The organism is Sphingomonas citri (assembly GCF_019429485.1).
Taxonomy (GTDB): domain Bacteria; phylum Pseudomonadota; class Alphaproteobacteria; order Sphingomonadales; family Sphingomonadaceae; genus Sphingomonas; species Sphingomonas citri.
The window spans coordinates 67,660-83,690 of the sequence record NZ_JAHXZN010000005.1; the positions used below are offsets into that span (position 1 = coordinate 67,660).

The window sequence follows — 16,031 nt, forward strand, 5'->3', positions numbered from 1 at the left end:
GGTCGGATGAAGCTGTTCGGCCTGACGATTGGCCGCGAGCCCGAAGCGATGCACCTGCCGCGCATCCAGGCTCTCGGCAACACCCCTTACTCGTGGGAGCTCAACGATCCGCGCGTGGCTGACTTCCTTCGTGGAGGCCGGTCGACCGCGTCGGGTAAGACTGTCACCGAGCGGTCCGCGCTCAGCAATGCGACGTTCTTCCGCGCCGTGAACCTGATCAGCAGCGCGATCGGAATGCTGCCGGTGAACTTGCTGAAGAAGACGGCAGACGGCGCCGAGAAGGATGAGGCTCACCACGTTCAGCGGCTGCTTCGAGTGCGCCCGAACGACTGGCAGACGCCGCTCCAGTTCAAGGCTTACATGCAGGGCCGTGCCCTGCTTCATGGCAACGGCTACGCTTACAAGATCCGCTCCGGCGCGCGCGTCATAGCGCTCGTTCCGATGGACCCGCGTCGCGTCACGGTGGCGCTCGGCTCCGACTTTCGCCGGCGGTACACCTGGACGAAGCCGAACGGCGAGAAGCAGACGCTGACGCAGGACGATGTGCTGCACCTCGCGGCGCCTTACTCGTCGGACGGCATCACGGGCGACGCTCTCTTGAATGTCGCGGCTGAGGCGCTCGGCCTTGCGGACACCGCCGACGAAGCGGCCGCTCGGCTGCTTCGGAATGGCGCGTACGTGGGCGGCGCACTGAAGCACCCGAAGAACATGTCCCGTGAGGCGATCCTCCGGCTGCGCGAGCAGTTCGAAGAGCGCTACTCAGGAACCGAGAATGCCGGCAAGTGGCTGGTGCTTGAGGAAGGTCTGGACGCTCAGGCTTTCGGCATCAACGGCCAGCAGGCACAAGGGCTCGAGCAGCGGAAGCACCAAGCCGAAGAGGTCTCCCGCTTTACCGGCGTGCCGCGGCCGCTGCTGATGTTCGATGAGACGAGCTGGGGCAGCGGCATCGAGGTGCTTGGCATCTTCCTGGTGACCTACTGCCTCCAGCCGTGGTTCACGGCATGGGAGGAGGCGATCGAGCGTTCGCTCCTGACCGAGGCAGAGCAGGCCACCCACGACGTCAAATTCAACGCAGGAGCGCTGCTCCGCGGCTCGCTCAAGGATCAGGCCGAGATCCTCTCCAAGATGATCGGCGGCCCTGGCGCGGCGGGCTGGGGCGTTCCGAACGAAGCGCGCGACATGATGGACATGAACCGACAGCCGTGGGGCGACACCCCGGCCTGGCAGACGCCTGAGGTGCAAGATGACCCGCAACCCTGATCTCCGCATCTTCGCCAAGGCCCGCCCCGGCGCGTTGCCGATGCCGGGCAATCGCGACATCTCCGCGCTGGCCAAGCCGAACGTGCTCGACCGATGGAATGACGACGGCGCCGGCATCCGTGCGATCGCCAGTGGTGACAACGTCATCACGATGTTTGGCGCAATTGGCGAGGATTATTGGTCGGACAGCGGCATCACGGCCAAGAAGGTCACGGCTCAGCTGCGCGCGATCGGCGATCGACCGGTCGAGGTTCAGATCAACTCGCCTGGCGGCGACATGTTCGAGGGCATCGCGATCTATAACGTGCTGCGCGAGCACCCGCAGGACATTACGGTCAAGGTGATGGGGATGGCTGCATCGGCGGCGTCGATCATCGCCATGGCGGGGAACACGGTCGAAATCGGCGCCGCCTCCTTCATCATGATCCACAATTGCTGGGTTCTGGCCATTGGCAATCGCCACGACATGGCGGAGACTGCCTCGTTCCTTGCGCCGTTCGATCAGGCGATGGCGGACCTCTATGCGCAGCGTACCGGCAGCGATGTCGCCGACGTGCAGAAGTGGATGGACGCCGAGACGTTCATGTCGGGCAGCATGGCAATCGAGCGCGGCTTCGCCGACGCCATGCTTTCGGCAGATCAGGTCACCACAGACGAGGATACGAAGGCGGCCGACCGCCACGTCAACGAGCTCCGCGCAATGGAGCTATCGCTTGTCGCATCCGGTCACACGCGCACCGAGGCGCGAGCCCGCATCAACAAGATCAAGGGCACGCCAGGCGCTGCCCTCGAGCCCGCTACCACGCCCGGCGCTGGTGGCACTGCATTGGTCGGCGCGCTGCGCGGCCTACTCGCAACCGCTACCGCATAGGAGCTTACCCATGAAGCACGTACCCGCGCTCGCCATGCTGGCGGGCTCGACGGCGCTCGCGATGCCGCGCGCCATCGCCGCATCGAGCATCCGAGCCGACGCCAACGATCCCGTTGCACTGATCGGCCAGATCAACACCACGCTCGCCGCGATGCGTGCGAAGCAGGACGAGCTGTCCGCCAAGGTGGACCCGCTCGACGTGGCGCAGATCGCAACGATGAACGCGTCGATTTCGACCATGCAGTCGACCCTCGACGGCTTCGCCACCGAGATGGCCGCGGCACGGCTCGGTCAGGGCAATGGCCCTGCGCAGCCCGAGAACCCGGAATACACCGCCGCGTTCATGGCGCACGTCCGCCGCAACGAGGTCAGCGCTGCCATGTCGGTCGGCTCGAACCCGGACGGCGGCTACACCGCGCCGGTCGAATGGGATCGCACCATCCAGGGCCGACTGAAGCTGATCTCGCCGATGCGCCAGCATGCGACTGTCGAGACCGTCGGGACGGCTGGCTTCGTCAAGCTGTTCAGCGACCGCGCAGTCGGCTCCGGCTGGGTCGGTGAGACGGCCAGCCGCCCCGCCACCAACACGCCGCAGCTCTCGCCTCTGACTTTCGGCAACGGCGAGATCTACGCCTTCCCGTTCGTCACCCAGCAGCTGCTCGACGACAGCCAGGTCGACATCGAGCAGTGGCTTAGCGGCGAGGTCGCCACCGAGTTCGATCGCCAGGAGGCGATCGCCTTCCTCTCCGGTAATGGCGTGAACAAGCCGCAGGGTCTGCTCAACTACGTCACCGGCGGCACCGCGGCAGCGATCCACCCCTGGGGCGACATCAAGTCCAGCAACAGCGGCACCGCGGCGGCGATCGACAAGTCGGACGCCATCGTGAAGCTCGTCTACTCGCTGCCGACCGCGTACCAGGGCAACGCGAAGTTCTTCGCCAACCTGAATACGCACGGCGCGCTGCGCCTGATGAAGGACGGCCAGGGCAATTACCTCTGGCAGCCCAGCTACCAGGCGGGTCAGCCGGCGACCCTGATGGGCCGCCCGCTGGTCGAGATGCCGGACATGCCGGACGTCGCGGCTGGCTCGTTCTCGCTGCTCTACGGCGACATGGCCGAGACCTACCTGATCCTCGACCGCATCGGGGTGCGGGTGATCCGCGACGCGCTGACCAACAAGCCGTTCATCGGCTTCTACACGACCAAGCGCGTGGGCGGCGGCGTCAAGAACCCCGACGCCATGAAGGCGCTGAAGACCTCCGCCTGAACCTAGGGGCGGGCAGAAGCCCGCCCCGCCTCCTGGAGAGCCACCATGACGGTGAAGAAGAGCGACACGCAGCCCGCGCACGCCACGACGCAGGCAGATCTCGACACCTCGGGCGCGGCCAACATCGCCGACGCCAAGGAGTTCGACCCCTCGGGCGCGCCGCGTCAGACGGTGTCCGATGTCGACCCGGGCCACCCGGCCGTCGACGCGAACCCGCGCGCGAACACGACCGTCGATCAGAACCGCATCGACTTCAACGACCCGTACAAGTCGGGCGCCGATGCGGTCGCCGAGAACCTCGCCAAGGGCGAGTGACATGATGCGCGTCTTCGTCGTTATTCCGCCTGAGCCCGTTGTCACGCTCGACGAGGCGAAGGCCCACCTGAAGGTGGATGGCAGCGACGAGGACGCGCTCATCGAGGCCTATGTCGCCGCAGCGACCGGTCACATTGACGGGCCGGACGGCTGGCTGGGCCGCGCGTTGGGCGTGCAGACGCTTGAAGCGCGCTGCGACAGTGCATCCTGCCGGGACGTGGTCAGCCTCCCCTTTCCTCCGGTCATTGAGCTGGTGAGCGTCAGCTACCTCGACAGGGATGGCATCGAGCAGATGGCCGACCTCGCGGACGTTGAGCAACTCGGCGCCAACATCATCGCCACAGGCGCTGCCTGGCCATGGGTTGGCGGCTCAACCCGCCGCGAGGCCGTCCGCATCCGCTACCGCGCCGGCTATGCGCCCGACACGAGCGGCGCCGAGCCTAAATCGACTCTGCCCGCCGCGATCCGTGCCGCCATCCTGTTGATGACAGGCGACCTCTACCGAAACCGGGACACGGTCGCGATCAATACCGTCACCCAGGTGCCGATGAGCACTGCTGTCGCCAACCTGCTCCGCCCCTTCCGGGTCTACGCCTAATGCTCGGCCTCGACACCGGCTCTCTCGACCGTCGCGTGCGGATCGAGCAGCCAGTCGCCGACGCGGCCTTCGATGGTGCGGGCTCTGGCGAGTGGGAATCGATCGCGACGGTCTGGGCTAGCATCGTGGACGCGCTGCCGAGCCGCGGTGAGCGGCTGGCCGAGGGCATCAACGTCTCGACCCGCCCTGCCCGCGTGCGGATGCGCTACCGGGCCGACGTGACCGCGGCGATGCGCCTAGTCGAGATCCTCGGCGGCGCAGACGGGCGCGTGATGCAGATCGTCACCGTGCCGGCCGAGCTCGGGCGCCGTGACGGGCTGGAGATGATGGTCGAGACCTACGAACCAGGCGGGAACACGGCCTGATGGTGACGGTCAGGGGCAAGGAGGACGTCGCTCGCTTCCTCGCTCAGGCGCCGACCCTTCTGGAGGAGCGGGTGCTGCGCGGCGCCGCGCGCGCGGGCATGGCTGTGATCGCCAACGAGGCGCGCGACCGCGTCGCCTCGAACGATGTCCGCGAGGCGCTGGTGGTCACGTCGAAGGCGGAGCCCGGCCGCGTTACTTCGCGCCTCTCGGTCAAGCCCGGTTGGGCGCGTTCGGTGGCCACCTGGCTCGAGTATGGCACGTCGCCGCACTACATCTCGGTCGACGACAGCCAGCGCGGCGGCCGGTCGGCGGCGCGGATCAACCGGCTCGCCAAGTCGGGCACGCTGGTGATCGGCGGTCAGCCGGTCGGATCTACGGTCTTCCACCCTGGCGCGCGCCCCCACCCCTTCATGCGCGTCTCGCTCGACACCAAGGAGCGCGAGGCGATCGCGGCCGCGCAGAGCTACATCAACAGCCGGGTGAGCCGCTCTGGCATAGCCGGCGCCGCGGAGAGCGACGCATGACGGGAGCTGACATCATCGGCGCCCTGCTGCTCGCCGACGCGGGCGTGATCGCCAAGGTGCCGGCCAAGCACATCAAGGCCGGTCGGCTGGCGGACGGCTCGGGGCTGCCCTCGTTGCTGGTGCGCGTAGTGAGCCTGATCGATCGGCAGCCGCTGCGGCGCGCGGGCTGGGAGCGCTCGACCGCGCGCGTATCGGTCACCGTGCGCGCCAAGAGCTACCGCGAGCAGAACGCTGTGATCGCCGCGGTCCGCAAGATGCCCCGCGGGGCTGTCGGCACCGTCGGCGCGGCTGAGAACGTCGTGGTGCTGACCGCCGGGCTCGGTCCGGACGTGAACGGACCCGGCGACACCTTCGAGCAGACGCAGGATTTCCGGGTGTCGTTCGACGCCCTCCTCTGACCGGAGAGCACCATGAGCAAGAGCTACGTCGCCGCGCGCGCCTTCAAGGACGCGGGCACCGAGACCGCGTTCGAAGCGGGCGAGCCCGTCACAGGCACCCGCGCCTTCCTCGCCAACTATGAGGCGGCTGGCCTGATCGAGCCCGCGCCGGCGGACGAGACGCCCGCTCCCGAGACCAAGGCGCCCACGCGCAAGCCGCGAGCTCGCAAGAGCGCCTGACCCCGTTTCGTCCGCCTAGGCGGGCGGATGATCGCCGGCGCAACCCGGCTCGCCACCCAGGAGAATGACTATGGTTTCGACCACCGCGGCGGGCACGGCGCTCGCGATTTCGGCGGCAACGCCCGCCAGCGAGACGGCGTCCGGCTACGCCGCGCTCACCTTCACCGAAATCGGCCAGATCGAGAAGCTCGGCTCGCTCGGCGCGACCTATGCCAAGGTCGAGTTCCAGCCGCTGAAGGGACCCAAGCAGAAGCACAAGGGCTCGGCGGACTATGGCTCCCTCCAGCCGTCGCTCGCCTATGACGAGAGCGACGCCGGCCAGACGCTGCTGCGCACCGCGGCCGCGGACGAGACCAGCAAGCTTTACTCGTTCATGGTGACCTATCCGACCGGCGCCAAGCGCTACTTCCAGGGCCGCGTCTTTGGCGCGCCCGAGAACGTGGACGGCGCGGACTCGATCGTGATGCAGAACCCCACGGTCGAGATCAACACCAAGGTCGTCAACGGCACCTGATCCCGCTCACCCGCATACCGGCCCCGGCCGGCTCACAGGCATCGGCCCCTCCGCGATCTTCGCGGGCGCGGTGGGGTCGGTGCAAACCCGCGAAGGACAATCTCATGGACGTCACCAAGCTGCGCGTCGCCGATACGGCGGCGATCCACCTCAAGGATGCCGACGGCAACCCGCTCTACGACGAGGGCAAGCCCGTCCGCATCCACGTCTTCGGCCCGAGCTCGAAGCAGTTCGCCCAGGTCGAGGGCAAGCAGACCACGCGCGTGCTGAAGCGCCGCGAGGAGAACGACGGCAAGGCGACCGCGCCGACGCCCGAGCAGCGCCTCGCCGAGACCGCCGAGGATCTCGCCGCGATCACCGCGCGCTTCGAGGGCCTGACCTACGGCGACAAGCAGGGCGCCGAGCTGTTCGAGGCCGTCTACGCCGACCCGGCGCTCGGCTTCATCGCCAATCAGGTCCAGCGGTTCGTGCAGAACTGGGGAAACTTCCGCGGCGGATCGAGCGCGAGCTGATCCTCTACGTGCGGCAGCTGGCATGGCTCAACGCCGTGCCGCGGCCGCCCGCGCGCTCTAAGCGGGCCGAGAAGCAGCTCGACACGCCGCAACTCTCCCGCATCGAGAAGCTGAAGCAGCAGAAGCTTCCCGTCCTCATGCCACCCAACCCGGCGCCGCACCTCATCGGCTGGCTGCTCGAGATGGGGATCACCCAGGCAGCCGGCATGGGCGCGGCGCCGCTTAGCTGGGCGGAGATCGACGCTTGGTCGCGGCGAACCTTCATCGACATAGGTCCGTGGGAGGGGCGGCTGCTGCGCCGCCTCTCCGTCGAATACCTCGGCGAGAGCCGGCGCGCCGAAGATGAGACCTGCCCGCCAATCTGGCGCGCGCCGGTCACGAAGATCGAGGTCGACACCGAGCAGGCGCGACTGGAGGAGCTGCTGGGCTAGAACGCCCGCTTCGCTGGAGCGGGCGTCAGCTTGCAGGTCCCGGTCCGTACATAGTCGCTGAAGGTGGTCGTCTGCCGGGCGGTGAGATCGGTTCGATCAATCGCGATCGTGATCTTGTCGCCCCCGATAGGCTGATCGATCTGCACCCGGTCACGACTAAAGACGGCAGGGAAATTGCGGCTCCTGCCGTCGTTGCCGATCACGGCAGCGCTCGCCTGATCTTCGCGCAGCGTGATCTCGTACCGTTCGCGATCCCTTTCCCCCGCGACCTCGCAAGTCAGATAGACCGGCTCTGCGGCGGCTGCCGCCGGCGCCGCCAGCGCCAGAAATCCAACATACCACACCATCGCGACTCCCTTGCCGGCGAACATGCCGTCGGACGGTCGCCCTTTCAACGGCTTGCAGACGGAGGAGGCGCGCATGGCTGACGACGGCTCCCCCGAACTTTCGGTCGGCTTCACGATCGAGAGCGGCAACTCGGAAGAGCAGCTGCGCCAGATCCAGCAGGCCATGAATACCGCCGAGCGTGGCGTGGTCGGCAGCGCGGGGCGGATCGAGCAGGCCACGCAGAGCATGGTCAAGGCCGACGCCGCGGTCGCCGGCTTCACCCTCACGGCGAACGCCAGTAGCCGCGTCGCGGCGTCGATCGCGCGCGACCGCGCGCAGATCGAGAAGACGGGCGAGTCGCTGGTGCGCCAGCTCGAGCGGCAGAACGCTACCTTCGGCATGACCAAGTCGGAGATCCAGGCCGCCCGCGTTGAGGCCGCCGCGTTTGCCGCGCAGGAGAAGGGGCTCACCGAGCTCGCCGCGCGCCTGCGTGCCGAGCAGACGCTGCTGAATGATCGCATGGCGTTCGGCACCAAGCAGCACGGCGCCATGGCCGCTGCGGCGGGCCGGAACGGCTTCGCGCTCAAGCAGGTCGCCATCCAGATGCCCGACATCGTGCAGGGCCTGCTGACCGGGCAGAAGCCGATGCAGGTCTTCATCCAGCAGGGCGGCCAGATCGCGCAGGTCGCGCAGATGGCTGAGGGCGGCGTGAAGGGCTTCGCGCGCGAGCTCGCTGGCGCCGCGCTGCGCTTTGCCCCCTTCGCCGCCGCGGCGGCTGCTGCCGCTGGCGGCTTCGCGCTCTTCGTGCGCTGGATCAACCAGGGGGTCACCAACGATCAGCTGACGCGCGACCTCGGCAAAATTACCGGCGGCGCCAACGCGACGCGTGCCGAGCTCTACAAGCTGAAGGACGAGACGGTCACATGGGGCGACGTCACCAAGGCGACCTTCAGCATCGTCGGGAAGGACATACAGGCATCCTTCGTCGGCGACGTGAAGGGCATGTCGAAGGGCGTCAAGGACGTGCTCGACGACCTCACCGGCTATGCCAAGAGCGCGCTGGCCGGCATCTACGCTGGTCTGGCGGGCACCCGCTCGTACCTCGGTGAAATCGAGAAGGGCGGCGTTCTCGGCCTCGCCAAGATGGCGATCGGTCAGGGCGACCCGCAGCTGCTCGAGAAGACCTACGGCGCCGCCTACAAGCAGGCGGACGGCTATCTGACCAAGCTGGGCGCGCGGATCCGCACGCAGTCGATTACCAACGCGCGCGAGCGGATTGCCGAGAAGGTCGGCTTCAACACCCCCAAGGACACCACGGACAAGCACGCCGAGTCGCTGGCCCGCGCGGCGGAGGCAACCGAGGCGCAGATCCGCAACCTCTATGCGCTCGCCGAGGCCTACAACGTCTCCGGCGGCGCGGCGCTGATCGCCGAGGCGCGCGTGAAAGCGGAGAGCGAGGCCATTCGCCGCCGCACCGACGTCGAGGCGGCGGTCAATCAGCAGGTGCGGCTAGCCATCGCTCAGCGCACCTCGGATGCGAGCCGTTCCTCAGCCAGCATGCGCGACGAGGCCGCGATTCAGGCCGAGGTCAACAGGATGGTGACCGATGGGCTGACGCCCGCGGAGCGCGCGGCTGATCTCGTCCGCGATCGCATAGCCCAGCTGCCGCTGCTTCAGGCGCTTGAGGCGGCGCAGCAGCGTGGCCTTCGGTCCGAGGTGGAGCGCGTCACCCGCGCGCTTGATGAGCAGCGCGCGGCTCAGGCCAGTGTCGCCGCGGCGCAGATCGGCGATCGCTTCACGCGCTCCGAGATCGCTGATCGTGAGCGTCTTGAGGATCTTGATGCGGAGCGCCGGCTGATCGGGGCGACGAATGTCGAGCGCGCCCGCGCCTTGGCCATTATCCGGGCTACCCGTGAGGCGACGGCCATGGGCGCCGGCGCCGGGACCCCGAACGGGGACGATTACATCGCGCGCCAGGCCGAGATCGCCGCGCGCGCTGAGCAGAACACGATCGCGCAGCGCCGATTCAACGACGAACTCGGCTTCACTGCGGACAAGCTCGACCTCATCGCTCAGAACGCCTCCGACGCCGCGCGCGGCATGGCGGATGCCTTCGGCGACACCGGCCGCGCGCTCGGCGGCATGGCCAGCATCTTCGCCGACTTCTCGGCACGGCAGGCGCGCGCGCAGCTCGTCCGCAATCAGAACATCCGAGCCGGCGCCGACGCCGAGCGCGAGAACGCCAAGTTCGCGATCGCTCAGTCGAACGCGCAGATCGGCCTGTTCGGCGACATGACCGCGGCGGCCAAGGGCTTCTTCGGCGAGAAGAGCCGCGGCTATGCGGCGCTCCAGGCGGCGGAGAAGGTCTACCGCGCCTTCGAGTTCGCCATGTCGGTACGCGCGATGGTGCAGGACGTCAGCGAGACGATCTCGTCGGTGGCGAACAGCGGCGCGCGCGCGGCGGCCGCCGGCGCCGAGGGCGTGGCCAATCAGTCGAAGCTCCCGTTCCCCTTCAACCTTGCCGCGATGGCGGCGACCGCGGCAGCGCTGGTCGCGGCGGGCGTGACGATCTTCTCAGGCGGCGGGCGCGGCAGCAGCGCGCAGCCGACGAACACCGGCACGGGCACGGTGCTGGGTGACCCGACTGCCAAGAGCGAGAGCCTGAAGCGCTCGATTGACGCGCTGCGCGAGGTGGACCTGGTCACCAGCGTCTACGCGCGCGAGATGGCGAGCTCGCTGCGGTCGATCGAGAACGCGATCGGCGGCGTGGCGGCGCAGGTGGTGCGCGCGGGCGACGTGAACGCGTCGGCGGGCATCACCGAGGGCTTCCAGAAGAACCTGATCGGCTCGGTGCTGAGCAAGATCCCGCTGATCGGTGGCATCTTGGGCGGGCTGTTCGGCAGCAAGACCGAGGTGACCGGCTCGGGCCTCTACGCCAAGGGGCAGACCCTCGAGAGCATCCTCGGGCGCGGCTTCGACGCCAGCTACTACAGCGACATTAAGAAGACCTCGTCCTTCCTCGGCATCAAGACCGGGACGAAGACCTCGACGCAGTATGCCGGCGCCAGTGGCGAGCTTGAGGGGCAGTTCACGCTGATCCTGCGCCAGTTCAACGACGCGATCACCGCGGCGGCCGAGCCGCTCGGGCAGTCCGCCGACGCGTTCCAGGCGCGGCTCAACGGCTTCGTGGTCAACATTGGCAAGGTGGACCTGAAGGGTCTCACCGGCGAGCAGATTGAGGAGAAGCTGAACGCGATCTTCGGCGCCGCGGCCGACAACATGGCCAACGCCGCGTTCCCGGGCCTGTCGCGCTTCCAGCGCGCCGGCGAGGGCGCGTTCGAGACACTGACACGCGTCGCGAGCACCGTCGAGGCGGTCACCACCGCGCTCAACCTGCTGGGCGGCAGCAGCCGCGACCTCGGGATCGACATCAAGGTGGCACTGGCCGACCAGTTCGACAGCGTAAGCGACTTCACCAGCGCGGTGTCGGCCTATGCCGAGGCGTTCTACACGCAGAAGGAGCGTCAGGCCGCGCAGGCGGCGCAGATGAACCGCGTCTTCGCCAGCCTCGGTCTGACCATGCCCGGCTCGCTCGCCGCCTTCCGCCAGCTGGTCGAGGCGCAGGACCTGACCACCGCGGCGGGTCGCTCGACCTATGCCGCGCTGCTTAACCTGGCGCCGGCGTTCGCCGACCTCGAGAAGGCCATGGACGGGGCCAAGAGCGCGGCGGACGTGCTGGCAGAGCGGCAGGACCTGGAGCGCCAGCTGCTCGAGCTCGCCGGCGACACCGCGGCGATCCGCGCGCTCGACCTCGCCAAGCTCGACGCCAGCAACCGCGCGCTTCAGGAGCAGGTCTGGGCGGTGCAGGACGCGCAGGCCGCGGCCAAGGCGGCGGACGAGCTGCGGCAGGCTTGGACCTCGGTCGGCGACAGCATCATGGACGAGGTCAACCGGATCCGCGGGCTGACCGAAGCCGACACGGGCGGCGGGTTCGCGACGCTGATGGGGCGCTTCAACGCGGCGACGGACGCGGCGCGCGCGGGCGACCAGGACGCGGCCAAGACGCTGCCGGGCCTGTCGCAGGCGCTGCTCGCGGCTGCGGCTGACGCGGCGACCAGCCGGCAGGAGCTCGACCGCATCCAGGCGCAAACGGCTTCCTCGCTGGAGGCGACCTATCAGGCGCTCTCCGCCTTCACCGGCGCGTCACCGGCCACCAGCACCGCCGCGCTGCTCACCGCGGCGATGGCGCAGGCTGCGGCGGCGCCGGGCGCGGCCAACGACACCCAGGCGGCGTCTATGGACGCGCTCCGGCAGGAGATCACCGACGTGCTTCGCTCGCAGCTCGCCCAGATGGTCGACGTGGCCAGCAGCAACCGGAAGATCGCGACCAAGTTCGACGACGTGACCGCGGCGAGCGGCGGGGACGCGATCAGCGTGCAGGCCGCATGAAGGTCGTCACCGACTCGAACGAGACGATCGATCTCGGCGTGACCGAGACGTCGCCGACCATCAGCATCACCGATTACAGCCGGCGCGTGACGGACGACTTCGGCGTCACCAACGTGGTGCCGCGCAAGTTCTCGCGTCGGCTTTCGGTCCGCATGCTGCTCGCGACCGGCTCGGTCGACGCGGTCCAGCGCCGCCTCGCCGGCCTGCGCGCGACGCCCGCGCGCTGGGTCGCCAGCGACGACCTCGCCTGGCTGGCGGTCCGCGGCTTCTTCAAGGACTTCGAGATCGACGTCGCCGATCCGCTGAATAGCTTCTGCACGCTGTCGGTGGAGGGGCTGGCCGAAAGCGAGACGGTCACGGACAGCGGCGTCGAGCCCGCGCCGACCGGTGCGTCGAGTCTGCGCCTCCTCCAGCCTGTTGCGGTGACCGGCAGCACGCTGGTGTCGAGCACGGTCGCCGAGAACGACTATTCGGCGTGGTCGGGCACGACGACCTACCCGAAGGGCGCGCGGGTCATCCTGTCCTCGACGCACCGCATCTACGAGAGCGCCGCGGCCGGCAACAACGGCAATGAGCCGAATGGCACCTCGGGCGCTTGGATCGACATCGGGCCGACGAACCGCTGGCGGATGTTCGACGAGGCGCTCGGCACGTCCACGACCGCCAGCGGGTCGCTGTCTGTGGTGCTGACTGGCTCTGCGGTGAACGCGATCGCGCTGGTCGACGTCACTGGCGCCTCGGTGCGCGTCCAAGCCGCCGGCTACGACCGCACCCAGACCGCCGGCGCGGGCGCGATCGTCTTCGCCGACCTGCCTAACGTCACGGGCCAGATCACGGTCACGGTGAGCGGCAGCGGCGTGGTCGCGGTCGGCACGCTGCTGATCGGCCGCATCGTCGGGCTCGGCATCACCGAGGCGTCGCCGACCGCCGGCATCACGGACTACAGCCGCAAGGACGTGGACGACTTCGGCGAGGTCACCGTCGTGCAGCGCGCCTGGGCGAAGCGCATGGCGGCGCGCGCGCTCATCCGCACCGACGCGGTCGACCAGGTCGCCAACCGGATCGCCGCCGTCCGCGCGCGGCCGTGCCTCTGGATCGCCGACAGCGCGCTCGACAGCATCACGCTCTACGGCTTCTTCAAGGACTTCTCGATCGAGGTCGGCGAGCGCGTCAGCAAGCTGTCGCTCTCGGTGGAGGGGCTGAGCAAGGCCGCGCCGATTGCAACCACGGTCCCGGACGTGGGCGGGCTGAGCCCGCGCGGCAACTATGACCCGGCGGCGGTCTACAGCGAGGGCGACGTCGTCCAGTATGACGGCTCGAGCTGGTACTACATCGCGCAGGATCCGAGCAGCGGGCACGCCCCGCCGCTGCTTCCGACCACCGAGAACACCTGGTGGCGCGTGTTCGCTCAGGCTGGCCGGAACGGCGAGGACGCGCCGCTGGTGATCGTCCAGTGGTCGGTCGACGGCATGACGGGCTGGCACGCGAACTATGTCGACGGCGACCTATACCAGCGGCAGTCCAACGACGGCGGCCTGACTTACGGCCCCGCGGTGCGCGTGGTCGGCGAAGGCGCCGGCGCGGGTGCGGACGGCGTCTCACCCTCAATCATCTTCCGGCGGTTGGCCGCAGTGCCAGCCACCCCGCAGCAGGACACGGGCAACCCGCCCCCAGGCTGGTACGACGCCCCGCCGCCCGGCTCCGACCTGCTCTGGCAGTCGGTCAGCAAGTTCCGCGGAAGCACGCAGCTGGAGCCGTGGAGCGCGCCGGTTCGGATCACCGGCCCCGCGGGCGGCAGCGCCGTCACGATCGTGCCGCACAGCGCGACGACCATCGTCGAGGGCAACAGCGTCCGAGGCACCGCGAGCACGGGCTGGGGCACTGACGCGGCGCACACCAAGGAGAGTTTCATCCGCGGCGCCATCGCGCAGTGGACGCTGCCAGCGCTCCACGGCGACAACATCATGGCGGGTCTGGCGCAGAACGGCGACAGCGTCAGCAACAGCTTCGACAGCATCACCTTCGCCATCTTCCGCCAGGACAATGGCAACATCGACGCGCGGGTCAACGGCAACGTGATCGGCGTCGGGCCGGCGAGCTCGGCTGAGGGCAGGTTCGCCGTCCAGTACGACTACGGCACGGGCATCGTCAGCTACATCGCCAACGGCGTGGTCTTCGCCACCTTCAACTGGGGCAAGTACGACGACCCGCTGTTCTTCCGCGCCGCGCTGGCCTCGGCCACGCCGCGCATCAACGATCTGACCTTCATCGCGTACGCGGCGACCGGCCAGCCGGGCGCTTCGGCGCCGCTGGTGCGCGTGCAGTGGTCGATCAACGGCGTCGACAACTGGCACGACAACTATTTCGGCGCCGACGTCTATCAACGGCAGTCGAACGATGGGGGTGTGACCTGGGGGCCGGCTTACCGGGTGGTCGGCGAGAACGGGACTGTTGGCACCGACGGCACCTTCGCCTCGTTCGTCTTCAAGCGCTCCACCACAGTGCCGGCCGCGCCGCTCGACAACAGCGGCAACCCGCCGACTGGCTGGACCGACGCACCGCCCGCCGGCACCGACTTTCTCTGGCAGAGCAAGGCGACGTTCCGCGCCGCCACCCAGCTGAGCAGCTGGTCGGCGCCGGTGCGGATCAGCGGCGAGGACGGCTTCATCGTCGATACCGAGTCCGTGACCTTCATCGTGCCGGTCTATGCCAGCGGGGCTACCAAGCCGAGCTGGACGGGTGCCTCTGGCACGATCCGCCTCATGAAGGGCGGCGCGCGCCAGACGGAGGGGGTGCTGTACGGGCTGCGCGCGGGCGTGAATCTCGCGGGAATCGCGCTTAACGGCGACACCTTCAGCTTCGCCGGCATCACCGCGGACACGGGCAGCTTCATCATCCAGGCCAGCTACAACGGCCAGCTGTACGAGCGCACGATCACGATCAAGAAGGTCTATGACGGCGCCAACGCCTTTCGCGGCTCCGCGACCTTCAATCAGACGGCGGGCGGCGGCGCGGTCTCTCTGGTCGCCACCGCCACCGCCGTGCCGTCGTCGAACGGCATGAGGCTCTCAGCGAACGCCAACTACACCCCGCTCGGCGGCGTGGTCGGCAGCTACCGGCCACGGCTGCACCTCTACTGGGAGAACCAGACCGACAACGGGGGGGTGCAGTACCTCGGCTATCAGGACGGGACGGCGGCGACGACGGTTAACCAGGGCACCGCGAACGAGCCCGATTACGTCTCGACGCCAGGCGCGGTCAGCGCCGCCTTCAACTTCCCCGGCTTCCCGGCCGACAAGCGGATCGCCTTCTACGTCAACATCGAGCGCATCGCCGGCAACATATCCGTGCAGGTGACCGGCGCGGCTCAGCTGGACACGTTCTAATGAACTTCGTCAAATCCGAGATCGCGGTCTTCAACAAGTCGACCGGCGCGCTCAGCTACATGGCGCCGGCATCGCTCAAGCCGACCGACGCTGCGCTTGGATGGGTCGCGCTGCCGGCGGGTTTCGGCGAGGAGACCTTCAGCTGGAACGCCAGCACGCGCGCGATGGCCGAGGATCTCGCCAAGGTGCGCGCGGTGCTGCTCGCGAGCGTGAAGAGCGACGCTGAGCAGCGGAAGATGGCCTTCCTCTCGGCCGGCGGTGCCAAGAAGGCGGAGTATGCGCAGAAGGCCGCGGAGGTCTCCTTTTACGATAGCCTCGGCGGTTCGGTCTCAACCATCCTCGCCGCGATTAACCTGCTCACGCCCGCGCAACGTCAGGCCAAGTTCGGCTACTCGCTGGCAGACGCCGCGGCAAACGGCGAGCCGACCATCGTCAACGCGATCACCCGCTTTCGCGGCGGGATGGAGGGATCGAACAAGGTCCCCGCGATCGCCGCGGCCGAGGCGAAGGCCTGCGCCGCGATCAAAGCCGCCACCACCATCGCTGCGGCGCGCGCCGCGGCGGCGGTCACCTGGCCCTCCTGACCACCAACCGG

At 68.6% G+C, this 16,031-nt stretch carries 16 protein-coding genes; 15 read left to right on the forward strand and 1 reads right to left on the reverse strand.

The genetic code is table 11. The annotated features are described in order from the left end of the window. Window positions 1–6: 6 nt before the first annotated feature. From KZ820_RS14325 to KZ820_RS14380, 12 genes are all read left to right on the forward strand, one after another. Window positions 7–1,260, forward strand: coding sequence for a phage portal protein (locus KZ820_RS14325; RefSeq protein ID WP_219749299.1), 1,254 nt, complete (start codon window positions 7–9; stop codon window positions 1,258–1,260). After that, window positions 1,244–2,131, forward strand: coding sequence for a head maturation protease, ClpP-related (locus KZ820_RS14330; RefSeq protein WP_219749300.1), 888 nt, complete (start codon window positions 1,244–1,246; stop codon window positions 2,129–2,131). The genes KZ820_RS14325 and KZ820_RS14330 overlap by 17 nt, the downstream gene beginning before the upstream one ends. 10 nt (window positions 2,132–2,141) lie before the next feature. Beyond that, window positions 2,142–3,398 carry a phage major capsid protein gene (locus KZ820_RS14335; RefSeq protein ID WP_219749301.1) on the forward strand — a complete coding sequence of 419 codons (1,257 nt, stop codon included), beginning with the start codon at window positions 2,142–2,144 and terminating at the stop codon, window positions 3,396–3,398. 45 nt (window positions 3,399–3,443) lie between these two features. Beyond that, a complete protein-coding gene (locus tag KZ820_RS14340) occupies window positions 3,444–3,713 on the forward strand; it encodes a hypothetical protein (RefSeq protein WP_219749302.1) in 270 nt (89 codons plus the stop codon). Between the two features lies 1 nt (window position 3,714). Next, complete coding sequence (locus KZ820_RS14345; RefSeq protein ID WP_219749303.1) at window positions 3,715–4,311, forward strand: head-tail connector protein; 597 nt, start codon at window positions 3,715–3,717, stop codon at window positions 4,309–4,311. Continuing rightward, complete coding sequence (locus tag KZ820_RS14350; RefSeq protein WP_219749304.1) at window positions 4,311–4,676, forward strand: head-tail adaptor protein; 366 nt, start codon at window positions 4,311–4,313, stop codon at window positions 4,674–4,676. The genes KZ820_RS14345 and KZ820_RS14350 overlap by 1 nt, the downstream gene beginning before the upstream one ends. Then, window positions 4,676–5,200 (forward strand): HK97 gp10 family phage protein, encoded by a 525-nt coding sequence (locus KZ820_RS14355; RefSeq protein ID WP_219749305.1) that lies wholly within the window; start codon window positions 4,676–4,678, stop codon window positions 5,198–5,200. The genes KZ820_RS14350 and KZ820_RS14355 overlap by 1 nt, the downstream gene beginning before the upstream one ends. Beyond that, window positions 5,197–5,598, forward strand: a complete 402-nt coding sequence (locus tag KZ820_RS14360; protein WP_219749306.1) for a hypothetical protein — start codon at window positions 5,197–5,199, stop codon at window positions 5,596–5,598. Before KZ820_RS14355 ends, KZ820_RS14360 begins: the two co-directional genes overlap by 4 nt. A 12-nt stretch (window positions 5,599–5,610) precedes the next feature. Next, the gene (locus KZ820_RS14365) at window positions 5,611–5,817 is read left to right on the forward strand and encodes a hypothetical protein (protein WP_219749307.1); all 207 of its coding nucleotides are present in this window, start codon (window positions 5,611–5,613) and stop codon (window positions 5,815–5,817) included. Between the two features lie 70 nt (window positions 5,818–5,887). Continuing rightward, window positions 5,888–6,331 (forward strand): hypothetical protein, encoded by a 444-nt coding sequence (locus tag KZ820_RS14370; protein WP_219749308.1) that lies wholly within the window; start codon window positions 5,888–5,890, stop codon window positions 6,329–6,331. A gap of 104 nt (window positions 6,332–6,435) precedes the next feature. Further along, the gene (locus KZ820_RS14375) at window positions 6,436–6,843 is read left to right on the forward strand and encodes a hypothetical protein (RefSeq protein WP_219749490.1); all 408 of its coding nucleotides are present in this window, start codon (window positions 6,436–6,438) and stop codon (window positions 6,841–6,843) included. An 8-nt stretch (window positions 6,844–6,851) separates the two neighbouring features. After that, on the forward strand, window positions 6,852–7,274 hold the full coding sequence (locus tag KZ820_RS14380) for a hypothetical protein (RefSeq protein ID WP_308462235.1): 423 nt from the start codon (window positions 6,852–6,854) through the stop codon (window positions 7,272–7,274). Here KZ820_RS14380 and KZ820_RS14385 read toward each other — a convergent pair. Continuing rightward, the gene (locus KZ820_RS14385) at window positions 7,271–7,696 is read right to left on the reverse strand and encodes a hypothetical protein (protein WP_219749309.1); all 426 of its coding nucleotides are present in this window, start codon (window positions 7,694–7,696) and stop codon (window positions 7,271–7,273) included. The two genes, KZ820_RS14380 and KZ820_RS14385, sit on opposite strands and share 4 nt — an antisense overlap. Between KZ820_RS14385 and KZ820_RS14390 the strand changes: the two genes are divergently transcribed. The 3 genes from KZ820_RS14390 to KZ820_RS14400 are packed head-to-tail and all read left to right on the forward strand — an operon-like array spanning window position 7,695 to window position 16,020. Beyond that, window positions 7,695–12,050, forward strand: coding sequence for a phage tail length tape measure family protein (locus KZ820_RS14390; protein WP_219749310.1), 4,356 nt, complete (start codon window positions 7,695–7,697; stop codon window positions 12,048–12,050). The two genes, KZ820_RS14385 and KZ820_RS14390, sit on opposite strands and share 2 nt — an antisense overlap. Beyond that, window positions 12,047–15,436 (forward strand): hypothetical protein, encoded by a 3,390-nt coding sequence (locus KZ820_RS14395; protein ID WP_219749311.1) that lies wholly within the window; start codon window positions 12,047–12,049, stop codon window positions 15,434–15,436. The genes KZ820_RS14390 and KZ820_RS14395 overlap by 4 nt, the downstream gene beginning before the upstream one ends. Then, a complete protein-coding gene (locus tag KZ820_RS14400) occupies window positions 15,436–16,020 on the forward strand; it encodes a hypothetical protein (RefSeq protein WP_219749312.1) in 585 nt (194 codons plus the stop codon). Before KZ820_RS14395 ends, KZ820_RS14400 begins: the two co-directional genes overlap by 1 nt. Window positions 16,021–16,031: the final 11 nt, after the last annotated feature.